At 60.6% G+C, this 23,211-nt stretch carries 24 protein-coding genes; 10 read left to right on the top strand and 14 right to left on the bottom strand.

Features of this window, described 5'->3' with window-relative positions; all coding sequences use genetic code 11:
- The first annotated feature begins 161 nt into the window (after positions 1 to 161).
- The gene (locus FFS10_RS00470) at positions 162 to 443 is read left to right on the top strand and encodes a type II toxin-antitoxin system RelE/ParE family toxin (protein ID WP_283957562.1); all 282 of its coding nucleotides are present in this window, start codon (positions 162 to 164) and stop codon (positions 441 to 443) included.
- Between the two features lie 12 nt (positions 444 to 455).
- Positions 456 to 761, top strand: a complete 306-nt coding sequence (locus FFS10_RS00465) for a HigA family addiction module antitoxin (protein ID WP_137890367.1) — start codon at positions 456 to 458, stop codon at positions 759 to 761.
- A 345-nt stretch (positions 762 to 1,106) separates the two neighbouring features.
- On the opposite strand, the gene FFS10_RS00460 is transcribed toward FFS10_RS00465, so the two are convergent.
- The 3 genes from FFS10_RS00460 to FFS10_RS00450 form a co-directional block, all read right to left on the bottom strand.
- Entirely contained in the window at positions 1,107 to 2,822 is a 1,716-nt protein-coding gene (locus tag FFS10_RS00460; RefSeq protein ID WP_137890365.1) for an AMP-binding protein, read from the bottom strand.
- A 71-nt stretch (positions 2,823 to 2,893) separates the two neighbouring features.
- A complete protein-coding gene (locus FFS10_RS00455; protein WP_137890364.1) occupies positions 2,894 to 3,799 on the bottom strand; it encodes an isocitrate lyase/PEP mutase family protein in 906 nt (301 codons plus the stop codon).
- Positions 3,800 to 3,890: 91 nt separating this feature from the next.
- Positions 3,891 to 4,907, bottom strand: a complete 1,017-nt coding sequence (locus FFS10_RS00450) for a tripartite tricarboxylate transporter substrate binding protein (protein WP_137890362.1) — start codon at positions 4,905 to 4,907, stop codon at positions 3,891 to 3,893.
- 136 nt (positions 4,908 to 5,043) lie between these two features.
- On the opposite strand from FFS10_RS00450, the gene FFS10_RS00445 reads away from it, so the two are divergent.
- Positions 5,044 to 5,946, top strand: a complete 903-nt coding sequence (locus tag FFS10_RS00445) for a LysR family transcriptional regulator (protein ID WP_137890360.1) — start codon at positions 5,044 to 5,046, stop codon at positions 5,944 to 5,946.
- 327 nt (positions 5,947 to 6,273) lie between these two features.
- On the opposite strand, the gene FFS10_RS00440 is transcribed toward FFS10_RS00445, so the two are convergent.
- Positions 6,274 to 6,711 (bottom strand): helix-turn-helix domain-containing protein, encoded by a 438-nt coding sequence (locus tag FFS10_RS00440; RefSeq protein WP_137890358.1) that lies wholly within the window; start codon positions 6,709 to 6,711, stop codon positions 6,274 to 6,276.
- Positions 6,712 to 6,883: 172 nt separating this feature from the next.
- On the opposite strand from FFS10_RS00440, the gene FFS10_RS00435 reads away from it, so the two are divergent.
- The 3 genes from FFS10_RS00435 (at position 6,884) to FFS10_RS00425 (ending at position 9,370) form a co-directional block, all read left to right on the top strand.
- A complete protein-coding gene (locus FFS10_RS00435; RefSeq protein WP_137890356.1) occupies positions 6,884 to 7,165 on the top strand; it encodes an HU family DNA-binding protein in 282 nt (93 codons plus the stop codon).
- Positions 7,166 to 7,753: 588 nt separating this feature from the next.
- Positions 7,754 to 8,020, top strand: a complete 267-nt coding sequence (locus FFS10_RS00430; protein WP_137890615.1) for a helix-turn-helix domain-containing protein — start codon at positions 7,754 to 7,756, stop codon at positions 8,018 to 8,020.
- Positions 8,021 to 9,370 (top strand): type II toxin-antitoxin system HipA family toxin, encoded by a 1,350-nt coding sequence (locus tag FFS10_RS00425; RefSeq protein ID WP_137890354.1) that lies wholly within the window; start codon positions 8,021 to 8,023, stop codon positions 9,368 to 9,370.
- A 283-nt stretch (positions 9,371 to 9,653) separates the two neighbouring features.
- On the opposite strand, the gene FFS10_RS00420 is transcribed toward FFS10_RS00425, so the two are convergent.
- The 7 genes from FFS10_RS00420 to FFS10_RS00390 form a co-directional block, all read right to left on the bottom strand.
- Positions 9,654 to 9,971, bottom strand: coding sequence for a type II toxin-antitoxin system RelE/ParE family toxin (locus FFS10_RS00420; protein ID WP_137890352.1), 318 nt, complete (start codon positions 9,969 to 9,971; stop codon positions 9,654 to 9,656).
- The gene (locus FFS10_RS00415) at positions 9,968 to 10,249 is read right to left on the bottom strand and encodes a YlcI/YnfO family protein (RefSeq protein ID WP_137890349.1); all 282 of its coding nucleotides are present in this window, start codon (positions 10,247 to 10,249) and stop codon (positions 9,968 to 9,970) included. The genes FFS10_RS00420 and FFS10_RS00415 overlap by 4 nt, the downstream gene beginning before the upstream one ends.
- Positions 10,250 to 10,354: 105 nt before the next feature.
- Positions 10,355 to 10,717 (bottom strand): ankyrin repeat domain-containing protein, encoded by a 363-nt coding sequence (locus FFS10_RS00410; protein ID WP_137890348.1) that lies wholly within the window; start codon positions 10,715 to 10,717, stop codon positions 10,355 to 10,357.
- Between the two features lie 6 nt (positions 10,718 to 10,723).
- The gene (locus FFS10_RS00405) at positions 10,724 to 10,915 is read right to left on the bottom strand and encodes a hypothetical protein (protein WP_137890346.1); all 192 of its coding nucleotides are present in this window, start codon (positions 10,913 to 10,915) and stop codon (positions 10,724 to 10,726) included.
- A 425-nt stretch (positions 10,916 to 11,340) separates the two neighbouring features.
- Positions 11,341 to 12,393 carry an AAA family ATPase gene (locus tag FFS10_RS00400; RefSeq protein ID WP_171015963.1) on the bottom strand — a complete coding sequence of 351 codons (1,053 nt, stop codon included), beginning with the start codon at positions 12,391 to 12,393 and terminating at the stop codon, positions 11,341 to 11,343.
- 1,157 nt (positions 12,394 to 13,550) lie between these two features.
- The gene (locus FFS10_RS00395) at positions 13,551 to 13,901 is read right to left on the bottom strand and encodes an HVO_A0114 family putative DNA-binding protein (RefSeq protein ID WP_137890342.1); all 351 of its coding nucleotides are present in this window, start codon (positions 13,899 to 13,901) and stop codon (positions 13,551 to 13,553) included.
- Positions 13,898 to 14,263, bottom strand: a complete 366-nt coding sequence (locus FFS10_RS00390) for a toxin-antitoxin system TumE family protein (RefSeq protein WP_137890341.1) — start codon at positions 14,261 to 14,263, stop codon at positions 13,898 to 13,900. Before FFS10_RS00390 ends, FFS10_RS00395 begins: the two co-directional genes overlap by 4 nt.
- A 339-nt stretch (positions 14,264 to 14,602) precedes the next feature.
- On the opposite strand from FFS10_RS00390, the gene FFS10_RS00385 reads away from it, so the two are divergent.
- The 3 genes from FFS10_RS00385 to FFS10_RS00375 are packed head-to-tail and all read left to right on the top strand — an operon-like array spanning position 14,603 to position 17,730.
- On the top strand, positions 14,603 to 15,427 hold the full coding sequence (locus tag FFS10_RS00385; protein ID WP_137890339.1) for an ankyrin repeat domain-containing protein: 825 nt from the start codon (positions 14,603 to 14,605) through the stop codon (positions 15,425 to 15,427).
- A gap of 36 nt (positions 15,428 to 15,463) precedes the next feature.
- Positions 15,464 to 16,624 (top strand): ankyrin repeat domain-containing protein, encoded by a 1,161-nt coding sequence (locus tag FFS10_RS00380; RefSeq protein ID WP_137890338.1) that lies wholly within the window; start codon positions 15,464 to 15,466, stop codon positions 16,622 to 16,624.
- Positions 16,621 to 17,730 (top strand): DUF29 family protein, encoded by a 1,110-nt coding sequence (locus FFS10_RS00375; protein ID WP_137890336.1) that lies wholly within the window; start codon positions 16,621 to 16,623, stop codon positions 17,728 to 17,730. Before FFS10_RS00380 ends, FFS10_RS00375 begins: the two co-directional genes overlap by 4 nt.
- Positions 17,731 to 18,096: 366 nt before the next feature.
- Here the strand turns inward: FFS10_RS00375 and FFS10_RS00370 are convergent, their stop codons facing one another.
- Entirely contained in the window at positions 18,097 to 18,288 is a 192-nt protein-coding gene (locus tag FFS10_RS00370) for a hypothetical protein (protein ID WP_137890334.1), read from the bottom strand.
- A 531-nt stretch (positions 18,289 to 18,819) separates the two neighbouring features.
- Between FFS10_RS00370 and FFS10_RS00365 the strand changes: the two genes are divergently transcribed.
- Entirely contained in the window at positions 18,820 to 19,575 is a 756-nt protein-coding gene (locus FFS10_RS00365; RefSeq protein WP_137890332.1) for an antitoxin Xre/MbcA/ParS toxin-binding domain-containing protein, read from the top strand.
- Between the two features lie 842 nt (positions 19,576 to 20,417).
- On the opposite strand, the gene FFS10_RS00360 is transcribed toward FFS10_RS00365, so the two are convergent.
- Both FFS10_RS00360 and FFS10_RS00355 read right to left on the bottom strand, forming a co-directional pair.
- Positions 20,418 to 21,455 (bottom strand): IS5 family transposase, encoded by a 1,038-nt coding sequence (locus tag FFS10_RS00360; protein ID WP_137890330.1) that lies wholly within the window; start codon positions 21,453 to 21,455, stop codon positions 20,418 to 20,420.
- 65 nt (positions 21,456 to 21,520) lie between these two features.
- Positions 21,521 to 22,480: a site-specific integrase gene (locus FFS10_RS00355; protein WP_137890328.1), complete on the bottom strand. Its 960-nt coding sequence runs from the start codon at positions 22,478 to 22,480 to the stop codon at positions 21,521 to 21,523.
- Positions 22,481 to 23,211: the final 731 nt, after the last annotated feature.

Genomic DNA, 23,211 nt, shown 5'->3' with positions numbered 1-23,211 from the left:
TGGCCGACGAGCTTGCCCTTGTCCCACGGCTCGTGCGTTGAACGGGTAGAAGCGTCCATGATCAGCTCCTCATGGGAGTGGAGTGGAGGGGTGATCACAGCCTGGCGCTTGCGTACTACTAACGCTTGACGTTAATAATGCAGTGCGTTAATATTAACGGTGTGACGATCAAAAGCTTTCGCACCATGGACACGAAGGCGCTGTTCGAAGGCCGTCGCGTCAAACGGTGGATCAACATTGAGCGTGCCGCGCTGCGCAAGCTGGAACAGCTGGAGATCTCCAGCCGGCTCGATGACCTGCGCGTGCCGCCCGGCAATCGGCTGGAGGCGCTGGCTGGCGACCGTGCAGGGCAGCACAGCATCCGCATCAACGATCAGTGGCGCGTGTGCTTCGTGTGGCGCGATGGCGCTGCGCACGACGTCGAAATCGTCGACTATCACTGAAAGGAGTTCGCCATGGGCAAGCGTCAAGTCGCTCCGGTGACGCCGGGCGAAATGCTGGAAGAGGAGTTTCTCAAGCCGCTGGGTCTGACGAAGTACCGGCTGGCCAAGGAGATCGGTGTGCCGCCGCAGCGCATCGGCGACATCGTGGCCGGCAAGCGGGCGATCACGGCCGACACCGACCTGCGTCTGTGCCGTTTCTTCGGCCTGAGCGACGGCTGGTGGCTCGCGCTGCAAACCCGGCATGACATCGAGGTCGCGCGCGACGCGATGGCTGCCGAGCTCCGACGCATCCATCGATTCGAGCCTCAGCCCGCCTGACTTCTCTGGTCCCCCGGGCGCTCGGCTCAGCGGGCTGGGCGCCGAATGACCGGTGTTGGCGCACAACTGGTGCGTGCCTTGGACAGGTCCGACCGGCCAGGAAGCAACGGACGACGCTGCGGCGAAGAACGGACCGTCGAAGGGCGAGATGTGCCCGTTGCAGCCCTTGGACATAGGCGTGCGAGCGGCAGGTTAGCAAGCGGGAGCAGACCTTCAGCGGTTCACCGCATACGGCAGGTTCCGAGCCGAAAGCAGCCGTAGGCCTCGTGTATCCACACGTTCAAGTCCACAGGACTTCGATCCAAACTCACGTGCAGAGGTCTTGACGTAGGGATAGTATGCGCGTCAGCCTAGGAGATTCAGCTCTTTGACCATGAGTTCACGCATGACGAACTTCTGCACTTTACCAGTGATCGTCATCGGCATTTCGGTGACGAACCGGACATAGCGGGGTATCTTGTAGTGAGCGATCTGGTTACGGCAGAAGGCACGGATGTCTTCCTCGGTCGCTTGTTCACCGGGTTTAAGTACGATCCACGCGCAGATTTCCTCACCGTACTTCTTATCAGGTACCCCAAATACTTGTACAGACTGCACCTTCGAGTGACGGAAAAGAAACTCCTCTATTTCGCGTGGATAAATGTTCTCTCCCCCGCGGATCAGCATGTCTTTCACGCGACCGACAATGTTGCAGTAGCCCTCGGCGTCGATCGTCGCAAGATCGCCAGTGCGCATCCAGCCATCGACAATCGCTTCGCGCGTGCGCACCTCGTCTCCCCAGTAACCCTTCATGACCGAGTAACCGCGCACCCACAGTTCGCCGGTCTGGCCGACCGCCACTATGTTGTTCTGGGCATCGACGACTTTTGCGTCCAGATGCGGCTGGATGCGTCCGACCGTCGAGACGCGACGGTCCAGTGGATCGCTCGTCGAGCTTTGAAAGGAGACAGGGCTAGTCTCGGTCATGCCATATGCGATCGTGACCTCGCGCATGTTCATTTGCGAGACAACGCGTTTCATGGTTTCGATAGGACAGGGGGCTCCGGCCATGATGCCAGTACGTAGCGTCGACAAGTCGAACTCTCCAAATCTTGGATGGTCGAGTTCGGCGATAAACATCGTCGGCACCCCATGAAGCGCCGTGCACTTTTCCTCGGACACCGCTGCCAGCGTAGCCGCAGGGTCGAATACCTCCCCTGGGAACACCATCGTCGCGCCGACCGACACGCAGGCGAGCACCGATAGGACCATGCCGAAGCAATGGTAGAGCGGCACTGGGATCGCCAGGGAGTCGTATTCGGAGAATCGCATCGCCTGCGCGACGAACCGCGCGTTGTTGACGACGTTATGGTGGGTCAGCGTTGCGCCCTTCGGGTTCCCCGTCGTACCGCTCGTGAACTGGATGTTGATGGCGTCGTGGCAGCCTAGCGAGGAACTGATGGCATCCAGCCCCATTCGATCAAGGGCTGCCACGCCGTGAGCCAATACCTCGTCGTAGCCGAACATGCCCTGCGTGCGCTCTTCACCCATGCGGATCACTAACTTCAGCGTAGGTAGCCGCTTCGCATTCAGGTGCCCTGGTTCACACGTCGCGAGCTCCGGAGCCAGTGACTGCAACATCTCCAGATACTTTGACGTGCGCAGCTGCTCGGCGGAAACAAGGGCGACGCAGCTCGACGCATTGAGCGCGTACTCCAACTCGTGAACCCGGTATGCCGGATTGATGTTGACCAGGATCACACCGATGCGTGCGGTCGCGAACTGCGTGACAAGCCACTCAACGCGATTGGGGGACCAAATGCCCAGGCGGTCACCTCGCTGCAGGCCGAGCGCGGCAAGGCCGGCGGCGAACCGATCTACTTCATCACTGAACTGCAGCCAAGTCCATCGCACACCCTGTTCCAGGAAGACCACGGCTGGCCGGCTCGCAAAGCGCGACACTGCATCGCTAAGAAGCGCGGGTATGGTAGCGTTCGAGAGCGGCACGTCGTTGACGCCCTGCACATGCGACATACCGCCTTGCGGCGCGATGCCCAGGGGGAGTGAATTTTCCTGTGCCATTGCTTTTCTCCGAAGAGGGGTTTACGACTCAAGCACTCCTTGCCCCGAAGGGCCAGGGGGCTTCGCGTTGCTTACTGGACGCCGCTTGCCGTGTCGTCCATTCCGCGGTACTTGCGATCGAACTCCCCGACCCAGTCGAACCCCATCAGCGCGCTCATCTTCTTGAAGTCGTACAGGGGAACGGTCAGTGCAGCGCTTGAGCCGTTCGCCTTCAATCCGGCGAAGGCCTGCTCGCAGGCAGCCGCAGCGGCAAGAAACCCCAATGCAGGATAGATCGCGATGCGGTAACCGATCGCCTGCAGCGTGGGGCGATCGAGAAGCGGCGTTCGTCCGCCCTCGACCATGTTGGCCAGGAGCGGCACGCCGCGGAAAGCAGCGCCGATCCGTTCCATCTCTTCGACGGTTTCCGGTGATTCGATGAACAGCACATCGGCCCCAGCCTTCAGGTAAGCCTCGCCCCGGCGCAGTGCGTCATCCAGGCCGTTCGTCGTACGCGCGTCGGTGCGCGCGACGATGAGGAAGTTCGGATCAGTGCGGCTATCGGCGGCGACACGAAGCTTCGCAACCATGTCTTCGCTTGAAATGACGCGCCGGCCCAGCATGTGCCCGCACTTCTTGGGGAACTCCTGGTCTTCGATCTGGATGCCGCATGCGCCAGCGGCCTCGTAGCCGCGCACCGCATGCTGCACATTGAGGAGCCCGCCGTATCCCGTATCCCCGTCCGCGATGAACGGTGTCTCCGTCACCTGCGCAAACTGTGCGACGCGGTTCACCATGTCGCTGTATGTCGCCAATCCGGCGTCGGGGAGCCCAAGGTAGGAGGCGACGACGCCGTATCCCGTCATGTACAGGCAGTCGAAGCCGAGCCGATCGGCAATCCTTGCCGAGATCATCTCGAATATGCCAGGTGCTAACAGCAGGTCGTTCTGGCGCAGGCGATCGGCTAGCCGCGCTCTCTTCTGTTGAAATATGGACATCGATTCTCCTAATGCGAAGCGAACGAGAGGGGGACCTGTCCAAGGCCCGTGCAATTGAAATCCGGTGATCTTCGCCGCTCCGGCGCACCTGTTATTCGGCGGTGATGCCGCTGCGTTTCGCTACCAGCATCCACTTCTTGAGTTCCGAAGCCAGGAAGCCACGGAACTCGTTGGGCGGCGTCACGATCATGTTTGCGCCCTGGCTCTCGATCTGCTTCATCACGGCCGGGTCTGCCGCGACCTTTTTCAGGTCCTGGTTGATCTGCTCGACGATTGCCGCCGACACGCCGGCAGGGCCGAAGAGTCCGTACCAATTGAGCGATTCGACGCCGTCGAGCCCGGCTTCCTTGAACGTCATCGCATCGGGGAACAAAGCCATGCGCTTGGTGTCTGCCACGCCTAGGACGCGCAAAGCACCCGAACGCACATGGGGCAGTGCGCTGACCACGCTCGTCACGCCCATTGGCAGATGGCCGCCGATGATGTCGACGATCATCGGCGCGCCGCCCTTGTATGGCACGCCCACGGTCTGCAGCTTGCCTGCCTGCTTGATCATCTCGCCCGTCAGGCGCGTCTGGCCTTCCGAGTAGCCGACGCCCAATTGCTCCTTGCGGGCAGCCGCGAGCACGTCCGGCAATGTCTTGTACGGTCCGTTGGCCTGTACGACCAGCACCGACGGCGAACTCGCGATGTTGGTGATGGGCGTGAAAGCCTTGTCCGTGTCGTAGGGCAGGTTCTTCATCAGCACCGGGTTGACCGCATGCGATCCGACGACAAGAAGCAGCGTATGGCCATCCGCGGGCGAACGCGCGACAAAGTTGGAGCCGATCGCGCCGTTGGCCCCTGTGCGGTTGTCCACCACCACCGATTGACCCCAAAGATCGGACAATCGTTGCGCTATCAATCGGCCGACGACGTCAGTGCCACCGCCGGCAGAGTAGGGTACGACGAGTGTGACCGTCTTGGTTGGAAATTTGTTGGCCGGCGTTTGCGCCAAGGCCAACCCGCTCGTAACCGACCCAATTGCGATCACCGAAGCCACGGTGGCCAAGGCTTTGCGTCGCGTCGTCTGGATCGTCAAGAACGAGGCTTTTCCTTTTTCTGTCATCTTTGTCTCCGAATGGTTGGTTGGCGGAAGTGAGCTGACGCCACCTTGACGCCCCTCGTATTGCCAGAACCGACTTTAGGCGTGCTTTAATTTGTTATAAAGCACTATTTCGGCACCTGTAACGTGCTCCATCGGCATGGCACACGACATTGACATCGTTACTTTGCGGCTCTTTATCGCGGTCTGCGAGGAGGGCAATATCGCTCGCGCGGCCGATCGTGAGGCCATCGTCGCGTCAGCTGTAAGTCGACGCATTGCTGCGGTCGAAGACGACATTGGGACGCCTCTCTTGGTTAGAGGTCGCCGAGGCATCAAGCCGACTGCTGCAGGCCAGACCATGCTGAGGCAGGCGCGCGAAGTGCTTCGGGCCATGGACCGTTTGCGCTCCGATTTGAGCGACTTTGGCAGCGGGGTGCACAGTCATGTTCGTGTGGTCGCTGCTCCTGCTGTACTTGCTGGGAACCTTGCAGAAGACCTGGGCACTTTTCTTGACGCATCCCCAGGGTTTGGTTTGTCGGTGGATGAAAGGAGCAGTCCGCAAGTGGTGCGGGTAGTACGCGAAGGCGCCGCCGAAGTCGGCATCCTGTGGGGTTCCACTGACTTGAGTGACTTCTTGGTAGAGCCATACCGACGTGATCACCTGTGCCTCGCCGTGCCTCCTGAGCACACATTGGCAACAAGGGGCTCGGTTCGATTCGAAGAAGTGATAGACCAAATAAGTATCGTCGTCGCCCCCGGGGGAACGCTGGACACAATGCTCAGGCGTGAAGCGGCCAGACTCTCGCGAACGTTGTCCTACCGCATTGAGGTTTCCAGCCTTGACGCAGCGATCCGTTTTGTATCCGCCCGACTGGGTGCGGCAGTGCTGCCCCTGGAGGGAGTTGTGGGGCACGCCAAGGCAGGCTCCCTAGTGTTTGTGCCGTTGTCTGACGAATGGGCCCATAGGCAGTACGTCATCATCACCCGAATGGACCTCGGACAATCCACCGCGATTCGGCAGTTGGTTGAGCATTTGAGAAGTCGCGCCTCTGCACCCTGAATCGGCCATTGTCGTGGTCAATGCGCAGCGGAGAGGAGCAGTGGCCAAGCGGGTGGACATGGAGCGTCGATCGGGACGGGCAACAAGGTGTCGTGCGTGGTACGCGCCCATACAAAGGCCGAAAGTTGTCGACTGGATGTCGCGCGTTGAGTGACTGCAAACAGCCTTGAACTGCCGCTGGGCTGGCTCACTCGAAGGGCCGGTGACGGCCGTTCCCGCGTATAGACGAACAGCCGGTCTTCTTGACAGAGAACGGCGGCACCGGGTGGAAACGCTTGGTCGCGGAACGTCATGATCGATCACATCCGTGGTGCCAGTTGCGTCAATTCACCCCTCGAGTTGCGCTGCAGCCTGCCGCTTGCCCATCTTGAGGACCGTGGCGATTTTCTCCAACTGCGCGGCGCGCGGCTGGACCTTGCCCGATTCCCACTTGTAGACGGAGAGCGCGGAGGCGCCGAGCAGCTTGGCCATCTGCGCCTGCGAGACGCCCAGATGGGCGCGGTGCGTGGCGAGTTTGTCGGCGCTGAACCTCATGGGGCGCGAGGATGGCGCGGCCTCCCGAGGCTCGGCCGACGCCGCGGCCGTCTTCACGGCGCGCTGCGCCTGCCTGAGCAGCGAGGCGAGCGATTGCAGCTCGCGCTTGAGCGACGCGATCTCGGAGCGATGCGCGGTGGTCGCTTTCCTGAGTGCAAGGATCTCATCCTTCATCTCTTTGCGCGCGACGCGGGCGATTTCTTGTTTGAGGGCGTTGGCAAATGAACTCATTCGGCGCATCCTACTATCAGATGCTGACAGGCGGCAATTCCGGCCCATGCAAGCGCGTCTTCGACTGCAGCGGCGATGCGCCCCATGGCCCTGGCGCGGTTCGATCAAGCGAAGGGCGATCCGGATGTAGCAAAATCTGCGGCTGCAATTTTGCAGGCCCATACTGAAAGCCATGAACAAGTCCGAACTGATCGAAGCCCTGGTCGCCAAGACCGATATGTCCAAGGCCGCCGCCGGCCGCGCGCTGGACGCGCTGCTGGAGACCATCACCACCACGGTGGCCAAGAAGCAGGACGTGACCCTGGTGGGCTTCGGCACGTTCAAGGCGCTCAAGCGCGCGGCGCGCAAGGGCAAGAACCCCCGCACCGGCGAAGCCCTCAAGATCGCGGCGACCACCGTGCCCAAGTTCACCCCGGGCGCGACGTTCAAGGCAGCAGTGGGCAAGAAGAAGTAAGAGCAAGCATCTCCCTGTCCGAGGTTTGACACCTTCGTGCGACGAACCTCGCGGACAAAGCGGCCCTGCCGCTGCTGGGGCGGCATTGACAAGGAGCTGCGGGCCTCTCGCGAGGTGTTCTTGCGTGCCGCGCTGCCCCGGCGGGTGCCCACGTGGAGCGACTGAGGATGACCACCTGGTCACGCAGCTTGACAGGCAGCAGGGACTTCGGAGTTCAGGATCATGGGGCCAGATCGTACCCGGCCGGTGGGTATCGTGCCTTTGTCTTCGCGGCGACGTTGATGCCTCGCACACCGACGGTGACGTGAGAGTCGGCTGAGCGGCAAGCGCTCACGGGACCTGCACGATAAGCACGGTCCCGTTGCGATCTGCAGCCTGCGCCCCCGGATGAAGAGTCCGGCGGGTGTCGAGGCGAGCTAACGATTGCGACGAGCAACTGCTCGCGCCGACGGTTTTCTCCGGCGGCGGAATGCTCGGCTGGGCGTTCTCATCCGTGTTTCGGATATTCGCCGAACATCTGAAATTCAGCTACTTGAAATATATCCGAATTTCGGATATATTGCCAATATCCGTTTTTCGGATGAATTCATGACGCCCTCTCCGCCCTCCTCTCAAAGTCTGGTCACCGCACTGCAGCTCGGTCAGCTGCTGAAGGCCGCACGCAAGCGCCGCAAGATCACGCAGGCGCAGGTAGCGGGCAGGCTGGGCCTGAGCCAAAACCGTGTCTCCCATTTGGAGCAGCACCCGGACGAGCTGAGTTTCAAGCAGCTGTTGGGCTGGTGCGCGGCCATCGGTCTCGAGCTGCGACTGGCCGAGCGCGAGAGCCCCGACTCGACGGATAAGGCGGAGTGGTAGATGGGGCGCCGATCGCACAGTCAGACACTCGAACTCTGGGCCAATGGCGATCACGTGGGACGCTGGACCGTTCCGACCCGTGGCGACATGCAGCTGCAATACGACCCGGGGTGGGTCGCCTCTGCACGAGGGCGGCCAATCTCACTGTCGCTGCCCATCAACCTGGCCAACGAACCGTTGAAAGGCGACCACGTCGCCCACTACTTTGAAGGCCTGCTTCCTGACAGCGACGCCATCCGCAAGCGCGTTGCAGCTCGCTTCAAGACGGGGTCCATCGAAGCCTTCGACCTGCTGGCGGCGATTGGACGCGACTGCGTGGGCGCACTGCAACTGCTGCCGGAAGGACAGGAGCCTACCGGCGTCGACAGCATCGACGGTGTCCTCGTGGACGAAGAAGCCATCGAGCGCCACCTGCTCGAAGTCGTAGCCCCGGAGCGCTTTGCCGGTACAAAGGACCCTGACGACGACTTCCGGATCTCGCTGGCCGGCGCACAGGAGAAGGACGCCTTCCTGTGGTGGGACGGCAAGTGGATGAAGCCGCGCGGCGCGACGCCCACCACGCACATCTTCAAGCTGCCGATCGGCTTGGTCGGCGGCAAAAAGGCGGACTTCAGCACTTCGGTGGACAACGAGTGGTTGTGCCTTCGCCTGCTCAAGGCATACGGCCTGCCGACGGCAGAAGCCCAGATCGCCACGTTTGGCAAGCAGCGAGTGCTCGTCGTCGAACGCTTCGACCGCACGGTCTCCCGCGACGGCACCCGCTTGCTTCGACTCATACAGGAAGACTTCTGCCAAGCCACCGGCACATCGCCGCTCGTGAAGTACGAGAATCAAGGCGGCCCGGGTCTTGAGCGGCTGTTCACGCTGACGCAGCAATCGATGGAGGTCGAGCGCGACCTGCGAACCCTCATGGCTTCGCAAATCCTGTTCTGGATGCTGCGGGCGCCGGACGGCCACGCCAAGAACTTCAGCATCCAGCTGCAGCCCGGCGCGTCCGGGCGGTTCCGCCTCACGCCGATGTATGACGTGATGTCTGCCTACCCCGTCATCGGCGACGGGCCGAATCAGTGGGCTTTGCAGGACCTCAAGCTCGCCATGGCGCTGCTGGGAAAGAATCGGCACTATCACGTGCACAACATCCAGCGTCGGCACTTCAATAGCACGGCCAAGAAGGTCGGCTACGGAGAAGACGCCGAGCCGTTGCTGCAAGAGATCATCTCGCGGACGCCAGAGGTCGTGGCGCAGGCGCAAGCAGAGCTGCCGCAGGGATTTTCGCAGAAGGTCGCCGACAAGCTGCTGAAAGGGCTGCTGAGCGCCGCCCGGACGCTCGAAGGCATGCCGACGGAATGACGACGCTCCTCACTCGTGTACCAGCCGGCGAGCCCATCGAGAAACTTATTGCGGATCGCCTCGGTATGCACCTTAGACATCGCCCGCAGGGTGCTCTGTGCGCCGTAGTACAGGGTCAGGTACTCGGCCGGGTCCCGTTGGGCTTCCAGCTCAGGCGTCCACGCGTCGACCGCCTTCAGGAAGATCTCGTGGTGCCGCTGGCGAGCGGTTTCCCACGCGGAGAATTCCGCCGGCACCTTACCGGGCGCGTCGATGAGGAAGTAGTCGACCGTCATGCCTTTGCTCAGCGGTAGTCCTCTTCGAGCTGGTGCCGCACGGCGTGCACCATCACGACCTCCTTGGCAAGCAGGATCTCGAACAGGGCAATGTAGCCGGTGCTGCCGAAAGGCATCACCACCTCGCGCCACAGCGGATCGCGGCCGGCCTTGCGGCAGCTGTAGGGGGTGCGCGCAAGAACGCCTTGGGCGGTCACTCGTATGGCCTCGAGCGCCCGGCTGGCTAGATCGAAATCCTCTGCGATGCGAGCACGCTCCAGCCGGTACTCGTGCAGGCGATCGAGGTCTTCCTCCGCCGTTTCGCTCCATTCGACGGCAAAGGTCATTTGCCCTTGCCGAGTATTTTCTCCCTCCGCCGCTGCGTCTTGGCCAGCAGCCGATCGATGACTTCATCAGTCGTGTAGGAGACGCCCGTGGCCTCGTAGAGCTCCTTCGAGCGCTGGCCACGCGCATGGAAGTGGTTCTGGACGGCGCGGTATTCAATCGCGCTGCGCAGCGTGGTCTCGATGAAACTCGATAGCGTTTCACCCTCGTGGAGCACCGATTCGAGCTTGTCCCGCAGCTCGGGCTCGACACGAATGGCTGGAAGGGTCGCGGTCTTCATGCCTGCAATGTAGTGCATTTGCGACGCAAAAAGCCAGTCGCTGTCGCCGGATGACGCTGTCGCTGGTGGTGGCGAGATATGGGCTCCAGTAGGGCGAGAATGGCCTCAGAGGGCTGCTGGCGGCCTTTCCGGGGGCGCGGTGGCACCGTCGAGTGCAGATGCGACGCGCTGCGCCAGGCGCTGGCTAGCCAGCTCGCGGGGCTCCAAAAGGATGGAATCGAGTTCGTCTTTGAAGAAGGCTCCGCGCATCTCTCCGGTGGTGGTGCGCCCGTCGTGGTCTTTGATTTTCCCGTTTGCGCCAGCCGCCAGCAGCTGGATGACGAGCGCGCGGCTGCCGCAGACAGCGTGGTACAGCGCCGTGCGGCCCAAGTGGTCCTGCAGGTCGATCTCCGCGCCGGCGGCGATCAACGTCTTGACAGCCTCGAGATCGCCTTCGGCGGCGGCAAGGTGCAGGGGCGGCAACTTCATCGGTGGTCAGGGAGTACGTTTGGCAAGGTAGCGTTGGCGAACTTTCTCGACTTCTTCGTTCACTGCCGCCTGCAGGGCACGATCCGCGACCTCGGCTCTCGCGCGCGCATCCGCGAGGGCTGCGCGCATCAGCGCGTGCAGCTGCTCGTCGCTCGGGTCGCTGCCGCGAGCAGGCGGGAGCTGGTTGCCGACTGTCATTGGTAGACGTTGGTTCCTAAAGTGAAGTCATCCAGAAGCCAACGCCCCCTTCCAAACCGTGCGTGTGGATTTCCCGCACACGGCTTACCAGTGGCCGGTCGGCTCGCAGCATTACGCGGTCCTCCTTCCCGGGATGAATCGCTCTGGGTAGGTGTTGGCCAGCAACGGCGAGATCACGCCACGTTGCGGCGTTCCGGCCACCGAGCTGCGCACGGCATTTACTCATGTAACTATGGTTCATTTATGCCGCTGCTGAACACGGATGCAATGAGCTTTGTCAGGCGCTCGCTGGCCAGCTCGCGGGTCTCTCGGCGGATGGCCACTCGCAGACCGGTAGCCTGAATAGCCTCTCCTTTTCGTATAACGCCGATAGCTTGCTATTCCAAAAAAATTTGGCCGCGCACGGCAGTTAATGCGATGACCGGTCAGATGAACCCTAGCCGGCGTCGGCTCATGGTCTGCGTCGAGCGAATCGACAGCGACGAGGAGCTGCGTGCAATTGCACGTGCCAGCGCCAACTGCAAGAGCTTTCGCTGCCGCCTCGGCGACTCGACGCACAGACTGTCCAGAGCTTCCTCGGTGAGCGTCGGCGGCTCGCCCGGCAGGGTGAAGTTTTCGAGCAGGCTCGCATACTGGCGTCGCGCGACCTCGCGCGCCTGATCGGAGGTCATCGCGGGGATCTCAAAAACAGTCAGCCGATCTAACAGTGGCGCGGATAAGCCCTCGAGCGTATTCGCTGTGAAGACGAAGCTGACTGGACTCACATCGAACTCGACCTCCGGCATCGACAAATCACAGAAGGTTCTGACAGTTATTTCTTCAAGCAATTGCAGGAGCGGGGCCTTCGGGTCGTAACGTGGGTCACCGCCAGCCTTGTCAAGTTCTTCCATCACGAAGAGCCCGTTCACAGAAATGTCTGCGGCCAGCCAACGCATCAGACGCCCCGGGCCTGCGGAATTCCACCCCCGCGCGACCCCCGTGATTTCAAAGCCGGCTTGCGCGGACTCTAAGTTGATGCGGTGGAACGGCAGCGAAAGCGCGACGCCGAGCGCTTGGCAGAATGACGTCTTACCTATGCCCGGGGGACCCAAGAGCAAAAGTGGCGTCAGTCCGAACTGACGCTGCGCGGACAACCGCGACAGAGCCAGTTGCGGAACAAGGTGATCGTTGATGAACTCGAGGAAGTTCGGAAACGCGCTGGCAAGGTCCGCACAGGCTTCTGCGTAGCCTTCAGGCACCTGAGCCAAAGCGCGCATTGAGCCGCGAGAGCGGATCTGATCGATGACTGCTCTGGTGTCGTCCGACGCGCTACTCCGAGCACGTACCAGTGCGCTCATATCGAACAGCCTGTGCTTCGGCCCGACATGCTCACACTCGTCGTTGGCCTCCTCCGGCAGTTCACCATGATCCGAGCCAGTTTCATGGTCCTCTGATTCGCCGCGAGGGTGAGGGCTGACGATTCGCTCTTCGTCGGTCATGGAACTTGCTGCAGTGCAGTGGTGTGGATGTGCGTTTGCCACGAGCATTCCCGGCCGCGCCAGTGCCCCACAGAACCTTGACCACCGGTCGCGTTGCACGGTGCATCGGCTTGTTGCGGCGGCTGCCGCGTGATTCCGCCTACATGCCTGCTTTGGGCAGCGCTTGAATTGCGTCGACGGCACGGTTTCGAACCACGAAGTTCAGCGCCAGAGAAGAAGACGTTAGTGAGAGACGACATATGCCGGAAGTTTCCTCGAATCCCATGCATCTGTCACGAGATACCAATTTTGCCGTTGCTCGTGAATTGAGAGTCGCCGACATCGGTCTGGAGTAGGCGGTGAGCGGAGCCTACAAGTTCAATAAGTAAACCGTATCAAACTTACGCCCCTATAGATTCCGCCCTGTAGATCACCGCGAAAGGGCCCCACAGGCACCGTGACGTCGCGAAAGTTTCGACGTCGAAAGTTTGAGAGCACCGTCGCAGGCGTCCTGCGCGGCGCGTTCTGAGCTTTGACGTCGAAACTCGGCGTAGCCGTTGCTGGATTCGGCTTCCGTGGCGTCACGTAGTTTCGACGTCGAAACTTCGAGAGCACCCTCGGAAGGCACCCTGCGCGGCACGGCCAGAGTTTCGACGTCGAAACTTGGCGCAGCCGTTGCTGGCTGCGGCTTCCGTAGCGTCGCGTAGTTTCGACGTCGAAACTTCGAGAGCCTCCTCGCAGGCGCCCTGCGCGGCACGTTCAGATCTTCTACGTCGAAACTCGTCGCAGCCGTTGCTGGCTGCGGCTTCCGTGGTGTCGCGTAGTTTCGACGTCGAAACTTCGAGAGCACCGTCGCAGGCGCCCTGCGCGGCGCGTTCAGAGTTTCGACGTCGAAACTCGGCGCAGCCGTTGCTGGCTGCGGCTTCCGTGGTGTCGCGTAGTTTCGACGTCGAAACTTCGAGAGCACCCTCGCAGGCGCCCTACGCGGCGCGTTCAGAGTTTCGACGTCGAAACTTGGTATATCGGCTGGCTGGCTGCGGCTTCCGACCCTTTTATGGCACAGGCTGAGTCGCGCGTCGAATGTCCCGCTGCGAGAGTGATTCGGACGCGTTCTTCTGGGACAATTCTGGCCCTTTTCTGTTGGTAGAGCGTGCATGTGGTTCATGCGTGCTGAATCACTACGCGGCGACGATTCGGAACGCGGTGGCCTTGGCGATGGGGCGCACATGGTTGTGCTCGCGTTTGAGGTCGACGATGCCGTAGTTGGACATGGTCTTCAGCGTGCGCGACAGGTTGCTGGGCTTGCGCCCAGTGGCGTGGGCCAGCGCTGAGATGGATTCGGGCTCTGTCTCTGCGATGACGTGCAGCAACGCGCGGTTGTCGTCGCTCAGCACTTCAGCCAAGGACTTCATCGAAGTAAACCAGATCTTCGGCTCGCTTGGCTTTGGCTTGTAGTCGCCGCGCGCGATGGCCAGCACGCGCTTGCGAATCTGGTCTTGTGGCATGATTCCGATGACGATGGATTTCATGGCTTGCTTACCTCCAGCAGGACGCGATCCACGTCCGCGAAAAAATCTTCCAACAACTGCTGTGCATCTTTGAACTCGTAGGGTACGCCCTTGTCCGAGGCGTGTCGGTGCTTGTGGTCGAACGCCAAGATGCGCCCGGCGTACCTGAATTTCTTGGGCGGCTTGACGGCGTGTGCGTTGTCGTAGCCTAAGATGCGGTTGCCATACGGTTCGTGCAGCGTTAGCGAGTACCGGATGCCGTGCGGGATCTGGTCGGACACCTCGACGCGCCACGCCTCCAGCTTGATCCAGTAGCCTCTCCCCTGCTCGAGGATCGACCCGTTCAGATCGAGTAGGGTGTCAATGGCGGCGTCTCGTTTCATGCCTAACTATATCACCTGCTGATATTGTACGTCAGCCTTATCGTTCAGGAAGGTTGCTGCTGTTGATGGGCACGTCTCCCTACGCGTCGGGCATCCCGCAGTTTCGACGTCGAAAGTGTTCGACACAAGCCGACTCCTCGGGGGCCCCAGCAGCGCGCTCGGATCCTCTTTCCGTGGCATCTCCTAGTTCATTACGTAATCCGTAATGGTGTAGGTTTGATACGGTCAGCGTAATGAATTTGGAGGTGACACGAACGTGCCGGCGCCCCTGGTCCGATCAACGAGCGGCAAAATTGGTATTTCGTGACAGGCGAATCAGAACCGACGAAACTTAGGGCCATGAAGCCCTCCGGATCGCCATCACCCTCTCTGCACCGCGCAGCAATGAAAGGGGACGTCGAGGCCGTCAGAACGCTGCTTGGAGCAGGCGTGCCCGTCGACTTGCGGAACGACCACAGGCACACACCGCTGCACCGTGCAACAGGAGAGGCGGTCAACGTCCTGTTAGAGGCCGGCGCGGACGTGAGCGCTCGTGACAAGAATGGTGCCACACCACTGCACTACGGCGGCACCGCGAAGAAGGCGCAGGCCCTCATCGCCGCCGGTGCCGACGTGCATGCGAGGGACAGCAACGGAGGCACTCCCCTGCACTGTGCTGGCAGCCCGGAAACCGCGCAGGTCCTGATCGACGCCGGCGCCGACGTCGACGTGCATGCGGTCGACAGCAATGGCTGGACGCCGCTGCACAACGCGTGCTTCTTCGGCAAAGGCCGACTGGTGCACGTCCTGCTCGCAGCCGGCGCGAACGCGAACGCACGAGACCCGCACGGCCGCACGCCGCTACATGTGGCTTTTTCGGTTCCTTGCGTGCAGGCGCTGATTGCCGCCGGCGTAGAGATCGACGCGCAGGACGAGAAAGGGCGCACGGCACTGCACGAATGCGTCTGCCGCAGCTACGACATGCTCTTTGAGCTTCTTGTGGCCGGCGCCCGACCTGACATACCGGACCAGAACGGTAGCACCGCCGCAGACGAGATGCGGGCCAGCCTCTTCATCCGAGGCAAGTACATCCAGAGCATCTTCCACGAAGCCCGCGAAGTAGCCAGCGCGCGGCTGACACAGCACATCGCGTCCGCCTTTGCCGAAGACGAGGACGAGGAATGACAATGCGCAGGACCGAATGGGTCACAGTCCACCACCATGCCTTCTAAACTGACTTTGCACGCCGCTGTCGTCAAAGGCGATGTCGAGGCCGTCAAGGCTCTGATCGCCGCCCGGGTGGACATCAACCTGCAGGACGAATCGGGCCGCACTGCGCTGCACCACGCCGTCTTCGCCCCGAGCGATGTCGCCGGCCGCGAGACCGTCATCGAGCTACTACTGACCGCCGGCGCTCGAACCGACATCAAGGACCATCACGGGCGCACCGCCCTCGGGAAAGCGCGCATCCGACCGATCCCGATCGAGCAGGAGTCCAAGACGCTGCTCCGCGCATGGCAGGTCTTCGAGCTGACGCTGCCACTCGCCTCTGCACCATCGCGGCATGTGATCGGCCGCACGCTGGATGGTGAGGGCCGCGTCACTTCCCCGGTGGTCAACTGGGATTGGGCGCACGTGACGGCCACAACTCGCTCAGGACGTGTCTATCAGCTGAAGGGGGAGCCCGGATACGACGAAGACGCGTTCTACGTGTTCGAGGGCTGGCTGAAGGCCCATAAGCTCGACGGGGCCACGGCTCGCCCCGTGACCACCGAGATCTGGGACAACATTGAAGCCGCACGCTCTGCCTGTCTCATGAAGATCAGGATCGAAGACTATCCGCAGCTGAAGTTCCTGTGCTGGAACCGCCACACCGATGGCGAATCTGCCTTGATGGATGGCTGGGAGGCGTTCGCTCTCTATGAGCGAAACTGGAAGTGGGTCGAGGAGGACAAGCTGACGCCGGCGGAGCGAGAGCTGATCGAGACCCTGACCCGCGAGTATGGCGGCGGAGTGCTGGATAAAGAAAAGGGCATTCGATGGCAGAAGGAAGCCGAAGCCCGCAAACGGCTTGCTGCCCTTGGCGGGGCAACTCCCGACATGCAAGCCATTCCTCGCCGTCAGCACCCCATGGAACACCGCCATCTCGACACGCGTGAGTACACCCTTCCTGCGGTGGACAGCATCATGGAACGCGGCACACGGTTTCCGGACTGGCGCATCCTGTGCCGAGATGCGATCGCCGACCCCGAGCTGCTGGGAAAGATCGAAAGCATCGCCAAAGCGCGAAGCGACCCTGCCGACGATGAGAACTTCTCGCGACCTGTGTACCAGCGCTGGCTGCGCTGGTGCAAAAAACAGCGCAAGGGATCACTGGAATGACCCCGATTCAGCTTGACATTCCCGCCCGCTTCGACATCCCCCAACCAACGGTGCTGCGCAGGGGGCAGGAGCCCGAAGGTGTGCTCTGGACGGGCCGCGAGAGCGAGATCTACGACGTGGCCGATGTGCGCATCGCGCTGATCGGGCCGGGCGTCTACGACCGCATGGTGCACGTGCTCGCCGGCGAGACGAACTACAAGAGCGCCGACGAACTGACCCTTTATGTCGGCATCCCCGACTTCGATGGGAAGATGACCCACGACAACGCGTTTCGCGTGCTCGAGGCGCTCGCCTACGGCTTCCTCGATTTCAAGACCCGCGAGTCGATCAGCGGCCTCTACCGCTTTGCCGTCCCCACCAAGACCGCCCCTCGCCCCGCCGACCCACATCCCATGGTTGCATACGACGAGGACTTCGTCGTGTGGTGCCGCCGGCAAGCGCAGCTGCTCACCTACGGCAGGTTGGACGCTCTCGACATCGACCAGATCGTCGAGGAGCTGCTGTGCCTCGCACGTGCGGAGCAGCGGGCCTTCGCTGATGCGGTCGCGGCTTTGCTCACGGCGCGCCTTACCAACAACCCCGAGGCTGTGATCCGGGTGCGGCAGCTCGAGGCCGACGAGATCCTCGCCGGCGCCCCAAGCATGCTCGCCAAGCTGCAGGACGCGAAGTGGATCGACATGGTGTGGAATCGCGCCGTGGCCAATTCCGCCGCCGCCGGCGTCGTGACCCCTGAGAAGTGCCCTTGGCCGCTTCTCGAGGAGTTCCAGCAGCGCAACGCCACCATCCTGCAAGCCGTCGAGAATGAGCAGGCGGCGCTGGATCGCTGCACGGCGGCCGCCCGTGGCGAGGCGGAGCCACAAGACCAGCGCGAAGCCGAGGTGCTCCTGCTGGCCGGCCACGCGCTGCGCTCGCGCACGCTCACGCCGGCCCAGCGGGAACAGGTTAATCGCCTGACGGCCGTGGCCGAGGCCTACTTCGAGCAGCACCCGGACGAGCGCCTCGAGGCCGGGGAAGCCGTGCGCCGGGCTGGATCAGGAGCCTTCCAAGCCTGCGGGAAAGTCTCAGGCAGCGTCTGGGCTGGGGCGCACTCAAAAAGCACGCTGTAAGCCCACCAAAGTGCCCTCCGGCCTTCTGAAGCGTTTGAGAAACACCGGGCTTCTTCGCCCGGGAACTGAAGTGATTCATCAGATGGTCACGCAGTGGACCAGAAGGCCCCGGTCAAGCAGCGGTGCCGAGTGCTGGGAGTCAAGCCGCTCGGGCTACTACGCTGCCCGGCAACGGGCCCGCCAGCCGCCTGCGGCGTGCAGCGACAGTATGCATGCCATGGCGGCGTTCGAAGCCAGTGGCCGGATTTACGGCAGCAAGCGCCTGAGTGTTGCGCTGCCCACGCTAGGTCTGGACATCGACCGCCATCGTTGCAGGGCATTGATGAAGGTCAACGGCTTGCGGCCGTAATGGCTGCGCAAGTTCATTCACACAACCGGCAGTCGGGACGATCTGCCGGTGACCACGAACGTACTGGATCGGCAGTTCACGCCCGAGAAGGCGAACCTGGCGTGGGTGCCCTTGCGGCTCGTGCTGGCGATCAGGCCGTGCCGCTGCAGCAGCTGTGGGCCATGTACGGGCCCGCCGCGCAGCCGGCCTGGCGCGATCAGCTCGTACATCACCAGCCGCCGCCGTCGTTCGATCCCGACGAGCCATTCTGAACGGATATCTCCTGCCACCCTCACGCAGCAAGGACCCGTTGCAGGCCCTTGCTGCTTGCTGCATGTGTACCGCGCCAAAAACCCCACCCATCAGAACCGCGCTCTCACAACCGAATACTGCCGGATTTACACCGCCGCCAACAATATCCGGTCTTCTTGACAGGAAACGACTGCGTCGGCGTCGCGAGCGCCAGATCCGAACCTCGAAAGCTGATGTTCGACTTTGGTCCGCTCCTGGCCGACGCCAAGCCCTTACGAGCGACCGCTTACGAACATCGAATCCGCGCAGCGTTGGCCGACCGGCAGCTTGCCGGGTGGACCCGCCGGTCGGCCAGAAAGCCGGTCTAAGCACCCACCTGTCGTCCCGACACGTGCAGTGTCTTATTTAAACAACAATCATGCACTATTAATCGTGTGCAATATTACAAGGACACGATACCACTGACATTGAAGTTGTCATTTTCCCGTTTTTTTTGGATCCTTGGCTAAATGAAGAAATCCATGCCGCCCAACTCCGAAAACCAGCATGGAAATTTCCATAAGGAAATCATTGAGTTCGACGAACAACAAGCGGCCGATTGTCAAGCTGCAAGAGTACCGACGCTTGGAAGGCGGGATAATACACCGCAGACGAGCACCACCGCAGTCAAGACTGCACTCGAAGTTCCCGAAGAAATGGTGCGATATGCACAGTTACACGGCGCCAAACACGACGACATATCTGATGAGTGGTTTGTCTGGGGCGAAGCACCTTCAGAATTTTTCAACCTTCTCCCCAAGCCGGATCGAACACTCCACCGAACGCCAGATCCATTCTGCCCCCGGTGTGGTGCCCACATGCTGAAGCGCGTTGATCGAAACGGAGAATTTTGGAAGTGCTCAGCCGTCCGCAGAAAAGATTGTCTAGGGCGCATCTCATTAGAGGAGCACCTCGATGCTCTACCTAATTCTTTGCCAAGACACGTGGCTGATATTTATTTTCAGACAGAAAATAAAAAATCAAAAGACAGAACTGGCAACCCAACACAGGCCGAACCAATTTCACCGCAGCTGCGTCAAGCCATCGAAGCCGTTCTCGAACTTTCCCAAGCAGTTCTTTCAAGAAACCCCATCGAATGGCTAACCACCGTAAAAGTCGGGCTCGGGTACAGAAAACCGATTGATCTAATGACCACTGTGGGCGGATACCAATCGGTGATCGCCCTTCTGAATAAATTGGCGGACGAAGTTTATGCCAAGAAATGAATCCGCCGGAACAATAAAATGCCGGACCTGCGACTCAATACCGCTTCGGCGCAGTCAGGTTTGGACGCAACTCTTCAGCACCATTGTCAGCAATCTTTTCAGAACCTTGCTTCATGCGTGAGGATTCGAATCTTTGGTACTTACCTAAGCAGAAAAAAACGAGGGAAGCAATAATTATTACTTGCCACAAATCCAGCCACTATCCTGAGCAGCGATTAAAATCAATTGCTGCACTGCGACACCATCGGGCTTATATAAGCCGGAAATTCGAGTACGATCCCCGATCTGGAGTGAGCGCTCGACAGATGGACCAAATAGATCAAGAATCATCCCATCATTTCACGTTGGAACAACCCCGACTTTACGCCTTGGCGGACAAAAGCCTCTTGGTGGGCGACACGAACAGCCGACGGTTCGTCAGCTGCTGAGACTCATTCAGAAAAATTCAGTCTAAGCAGCGCTGGACGCGGCAGAATTTTATTAACATTTTGATCGCTCGATGAAAATTAACTAAACGGTAAAATTCCAGCGTCAACCCTTCGATCAGATCGCTCGATCCGGGTCGCCACACATGGCCCATCAATTAGCGAAACCGCTGCAACGTGAAGGCCGGCTTATCACCGCGACAGCGTCGGCGACCCATTTCTACGGGCTAACATCGGACACACGCGGTGCCATTTTATAATCTCTGCACCTTGGGAAACGCTGATCAAAGCCGCATTCAGTGATGCCACGTCGCTGCGGCCGTTTGTTTTTCATGATGCGGCAAGATCAGCTCGAATTCATTTCGATTCCAAGCCCGAAGGCCTTGTTTTCGGCCCTTTCGGGGCCGCTGTCCGCGCTCAGGGCGCACCAATGCCTTGGGGCGCCAAATCCAGCAGACGCTTCTTGGCCATCACGAGGTTGGCCAGGCCGAAGAGGCTGTACAGCTGCGCCTCGTTCTTGGCCAGTCCCTTGTAGCGGACCTTCTTGTAATGGAACAGGTTCTTGACGACATGGAAGGGGTGCTCCACCCGCGCACGAATCTGCGCCTTCACGCGCTCGAGCGCCTTGGTGAGCGTCTTCACCGTGCCCTCGGCCATCTTGGCGATCTGACTGCGCCGCACGGCCACGCTCCATTCGATGTCGCTGCGAATCCTGCCTTCGGCCTGCGCCTGCACAATCTCCGCTCGCTTGTCGACTCCGGTGTAGCCCGCATCTACGAAGGCCATGCTCTCTTGGCCATGCAGCACCTCGTGCGTGTGGGCGACGTCGCTCTCGTTGGCGGCGGTGGTGTGAAGGCTGTGCACCAGACCCGAGTCAGCGTCGGCGCCAATGTGCGCCTTCATGCCGAAGTGCCATTCGTTGCCTTTCTTGGCCTGGTGCATTTCGGGGTCGCGCGCCTTGTCCTTGTTCTTCGTGGAGGGAGGGGCCGCGATGATGGTCGCGTCCACCATCGTGCCCTCGCGCAGCAGCAACCCGCGCTCGGCCAGGTGCGCGTTGATGCCCTCGAACAGCTTGGCCGTGAGACCGTGCTCCTCGAGCAGGCGGCGAAACTTCAGCAGCGTGGTGGCGTCGGGCACCGCCTCGCGCGCCAAGTCGATGCCCACGAACTGGCGCATCGACTGGCTGTCGTAGATGGCGTCTTCCAGCGCTTCGTCGGCCAAGCCGAACCACTGCTGCAGGAAGTACATGCGCAGCATGCGCGGCACGCCGATGGGCTGGCGACCCACGCGCCCGCCACTGGGGTACTTCGGCTCGATCAACGCCTCCAGCCGCGCCCATGGCACCACCTGCTCCATCTCCGCGAGAAACTTCTCGCGTCGCGTCACGCGCTTCTTCTGCGCAAATTCGTAGCTGGCAAAGCTCAGCTGCTGGGACGGTGGCGGGCGGTGCTTCATGGTGTTCTATGCATGCAGGATTCGGGCCTAATTGATCAGCGTTTCCCTTGCTGACGACGACCACTTCATACTGATTTTTCCGATTTCACACCGAGGCCCCGCGATGGACTGTTATACCGCATGACACATCGCTTGACGATGCGGGATGCATATACCAGCTTGAATCGACCTGAACCCCGACTCTGACTATGGGATCCGTACTGACGTTTAGTGTCTTCGACCGCATGACCGAGAAAGGCTGAGGCGTCAACAGAAGATAGCCCCGAAGCTTTGAGGTCGGACGCAAGTTGATGGCGGAACGAATACGCACTCACATTACCTGCCGCCCTCCTCTTGAAAACCCGTCGACCTAGCCTCCCGATGGCCACGGAAACCCTGTTTGCACTCGGTGCCGAAATTCTCCGCGCGCCCGCTTTGGCAAGCTGAAGGGCCAAGTCACTCATTACTTCGATCACGCGCAGCGGCTGACCGTACCCGTTATTCGTCTTGGCACCAAGAACCGTCAATCGAGCGCCACCGTCGACCGGTGAAATGTCCACGCCGTTCTCGATTTCCTTTGGGCGGACACCGGCAACTGCGAGCACAAGGATCCACTCCTTCAGCTCCCCACTGCTGGCCTGCACCAATCTTTCGCGCCAGTTTTCAGGAAGACCGGAAAGGCTCTGCCGTTTGCTCTGGCGCTTCTTCGAAGAAGCGATGGGGCATTTACCCGGTGGGGCACCATCTTGAGGATCTTCGGATCGAAGAAATCGGAGTAGGACTTTGGCCGCATGCGAGATCAAGGCATCGTCACGCCTCTCGACCGCCACTTTCAATTGCTCCGTTGCATAGAACGTCATTGCGGCTTTCCGGAGATAGTAGGTCCTCTTCGATGTGGTTATCAAGATGTCTTCCGGCGCCTTCCAAAACCTTTCGCCGGTCTTCCTGTACAGGCGTTCCGTTGTCGCATTCAGCGATCTCTTCGGCAAGGATTCCAGAATTCTATTGGCGATCTGAATTCCACGATCGATGTCCTTCGTCTCCATTTGGTCTCCCCAACATTTCCGATGCCCGAATCGCCCGCCGCGCAGGCAGCGGGCTCATTACGTGTCGCCCGAGCCTCATTGCCGTGACATGACACGTAATGTCCTAGAGGGCATCCGAATCGACGGAAGAAGAGGCCTTCAGACATCCAGAGGATTCATTTATCCGAGTACAGATGCAACCCGGAAGGATTCGCTCATGGACGCCCAAACTACGAGCCAAAGCGAGAATCCGAGCGACTCAAGTTCGGCAGGCCAATCCAGCTATCACGGTCCGCACCGATGCTGGCAATGCCCTCACATTGGTGTAATCGGACGAATCCGTATTTTTTAAAGGGAGGCCAAAAATACTTGTTTTCAACCCAATTTAACCGGGTGCTAAAAATTACTAGCATCAAAGATTTCATCGGCCAATAAAAATAATACGTAAATATATTTACCTACTCACGGAGAAAGTTGTCTTTCTCTGAAGTAAAGTCTGGGCGCCTCATCCATGCACGATTTAACTGAAAATGTCGATGGGGTTAGCTGGGCGTTACGCCGTGGAAGCCAACGGCACACGTGCGGCCTTTGAACGACCTCGAGAAGCGAATCGGGGAGCACTGCCAGGAATGGAGGGAGTGCTTCGAAGGGGCGAGCTAGCCAGATCTCCGTCCGCACTGATGCAGCTACTGGATTCGTCGACCGCAAAGGAAGTTTTCCATATGGAAAATTCCCTTGCTCTGCCGTCTGCC

Origin of the sequence: Ramlibacter sp. 2FC, from assembly GCF_005503345.1 — a bacterium.
Classification (GTDB): Bacteria; Pseudomonadota; Gammaproteobacteria; order Burkholderiales; family Burkholderiaceae_C; genus SCMQ01.
Note: the sequence above shows the minus strand (reverse complement) of the source record. Positions and strands in the feature narration are given on the sequence as shown.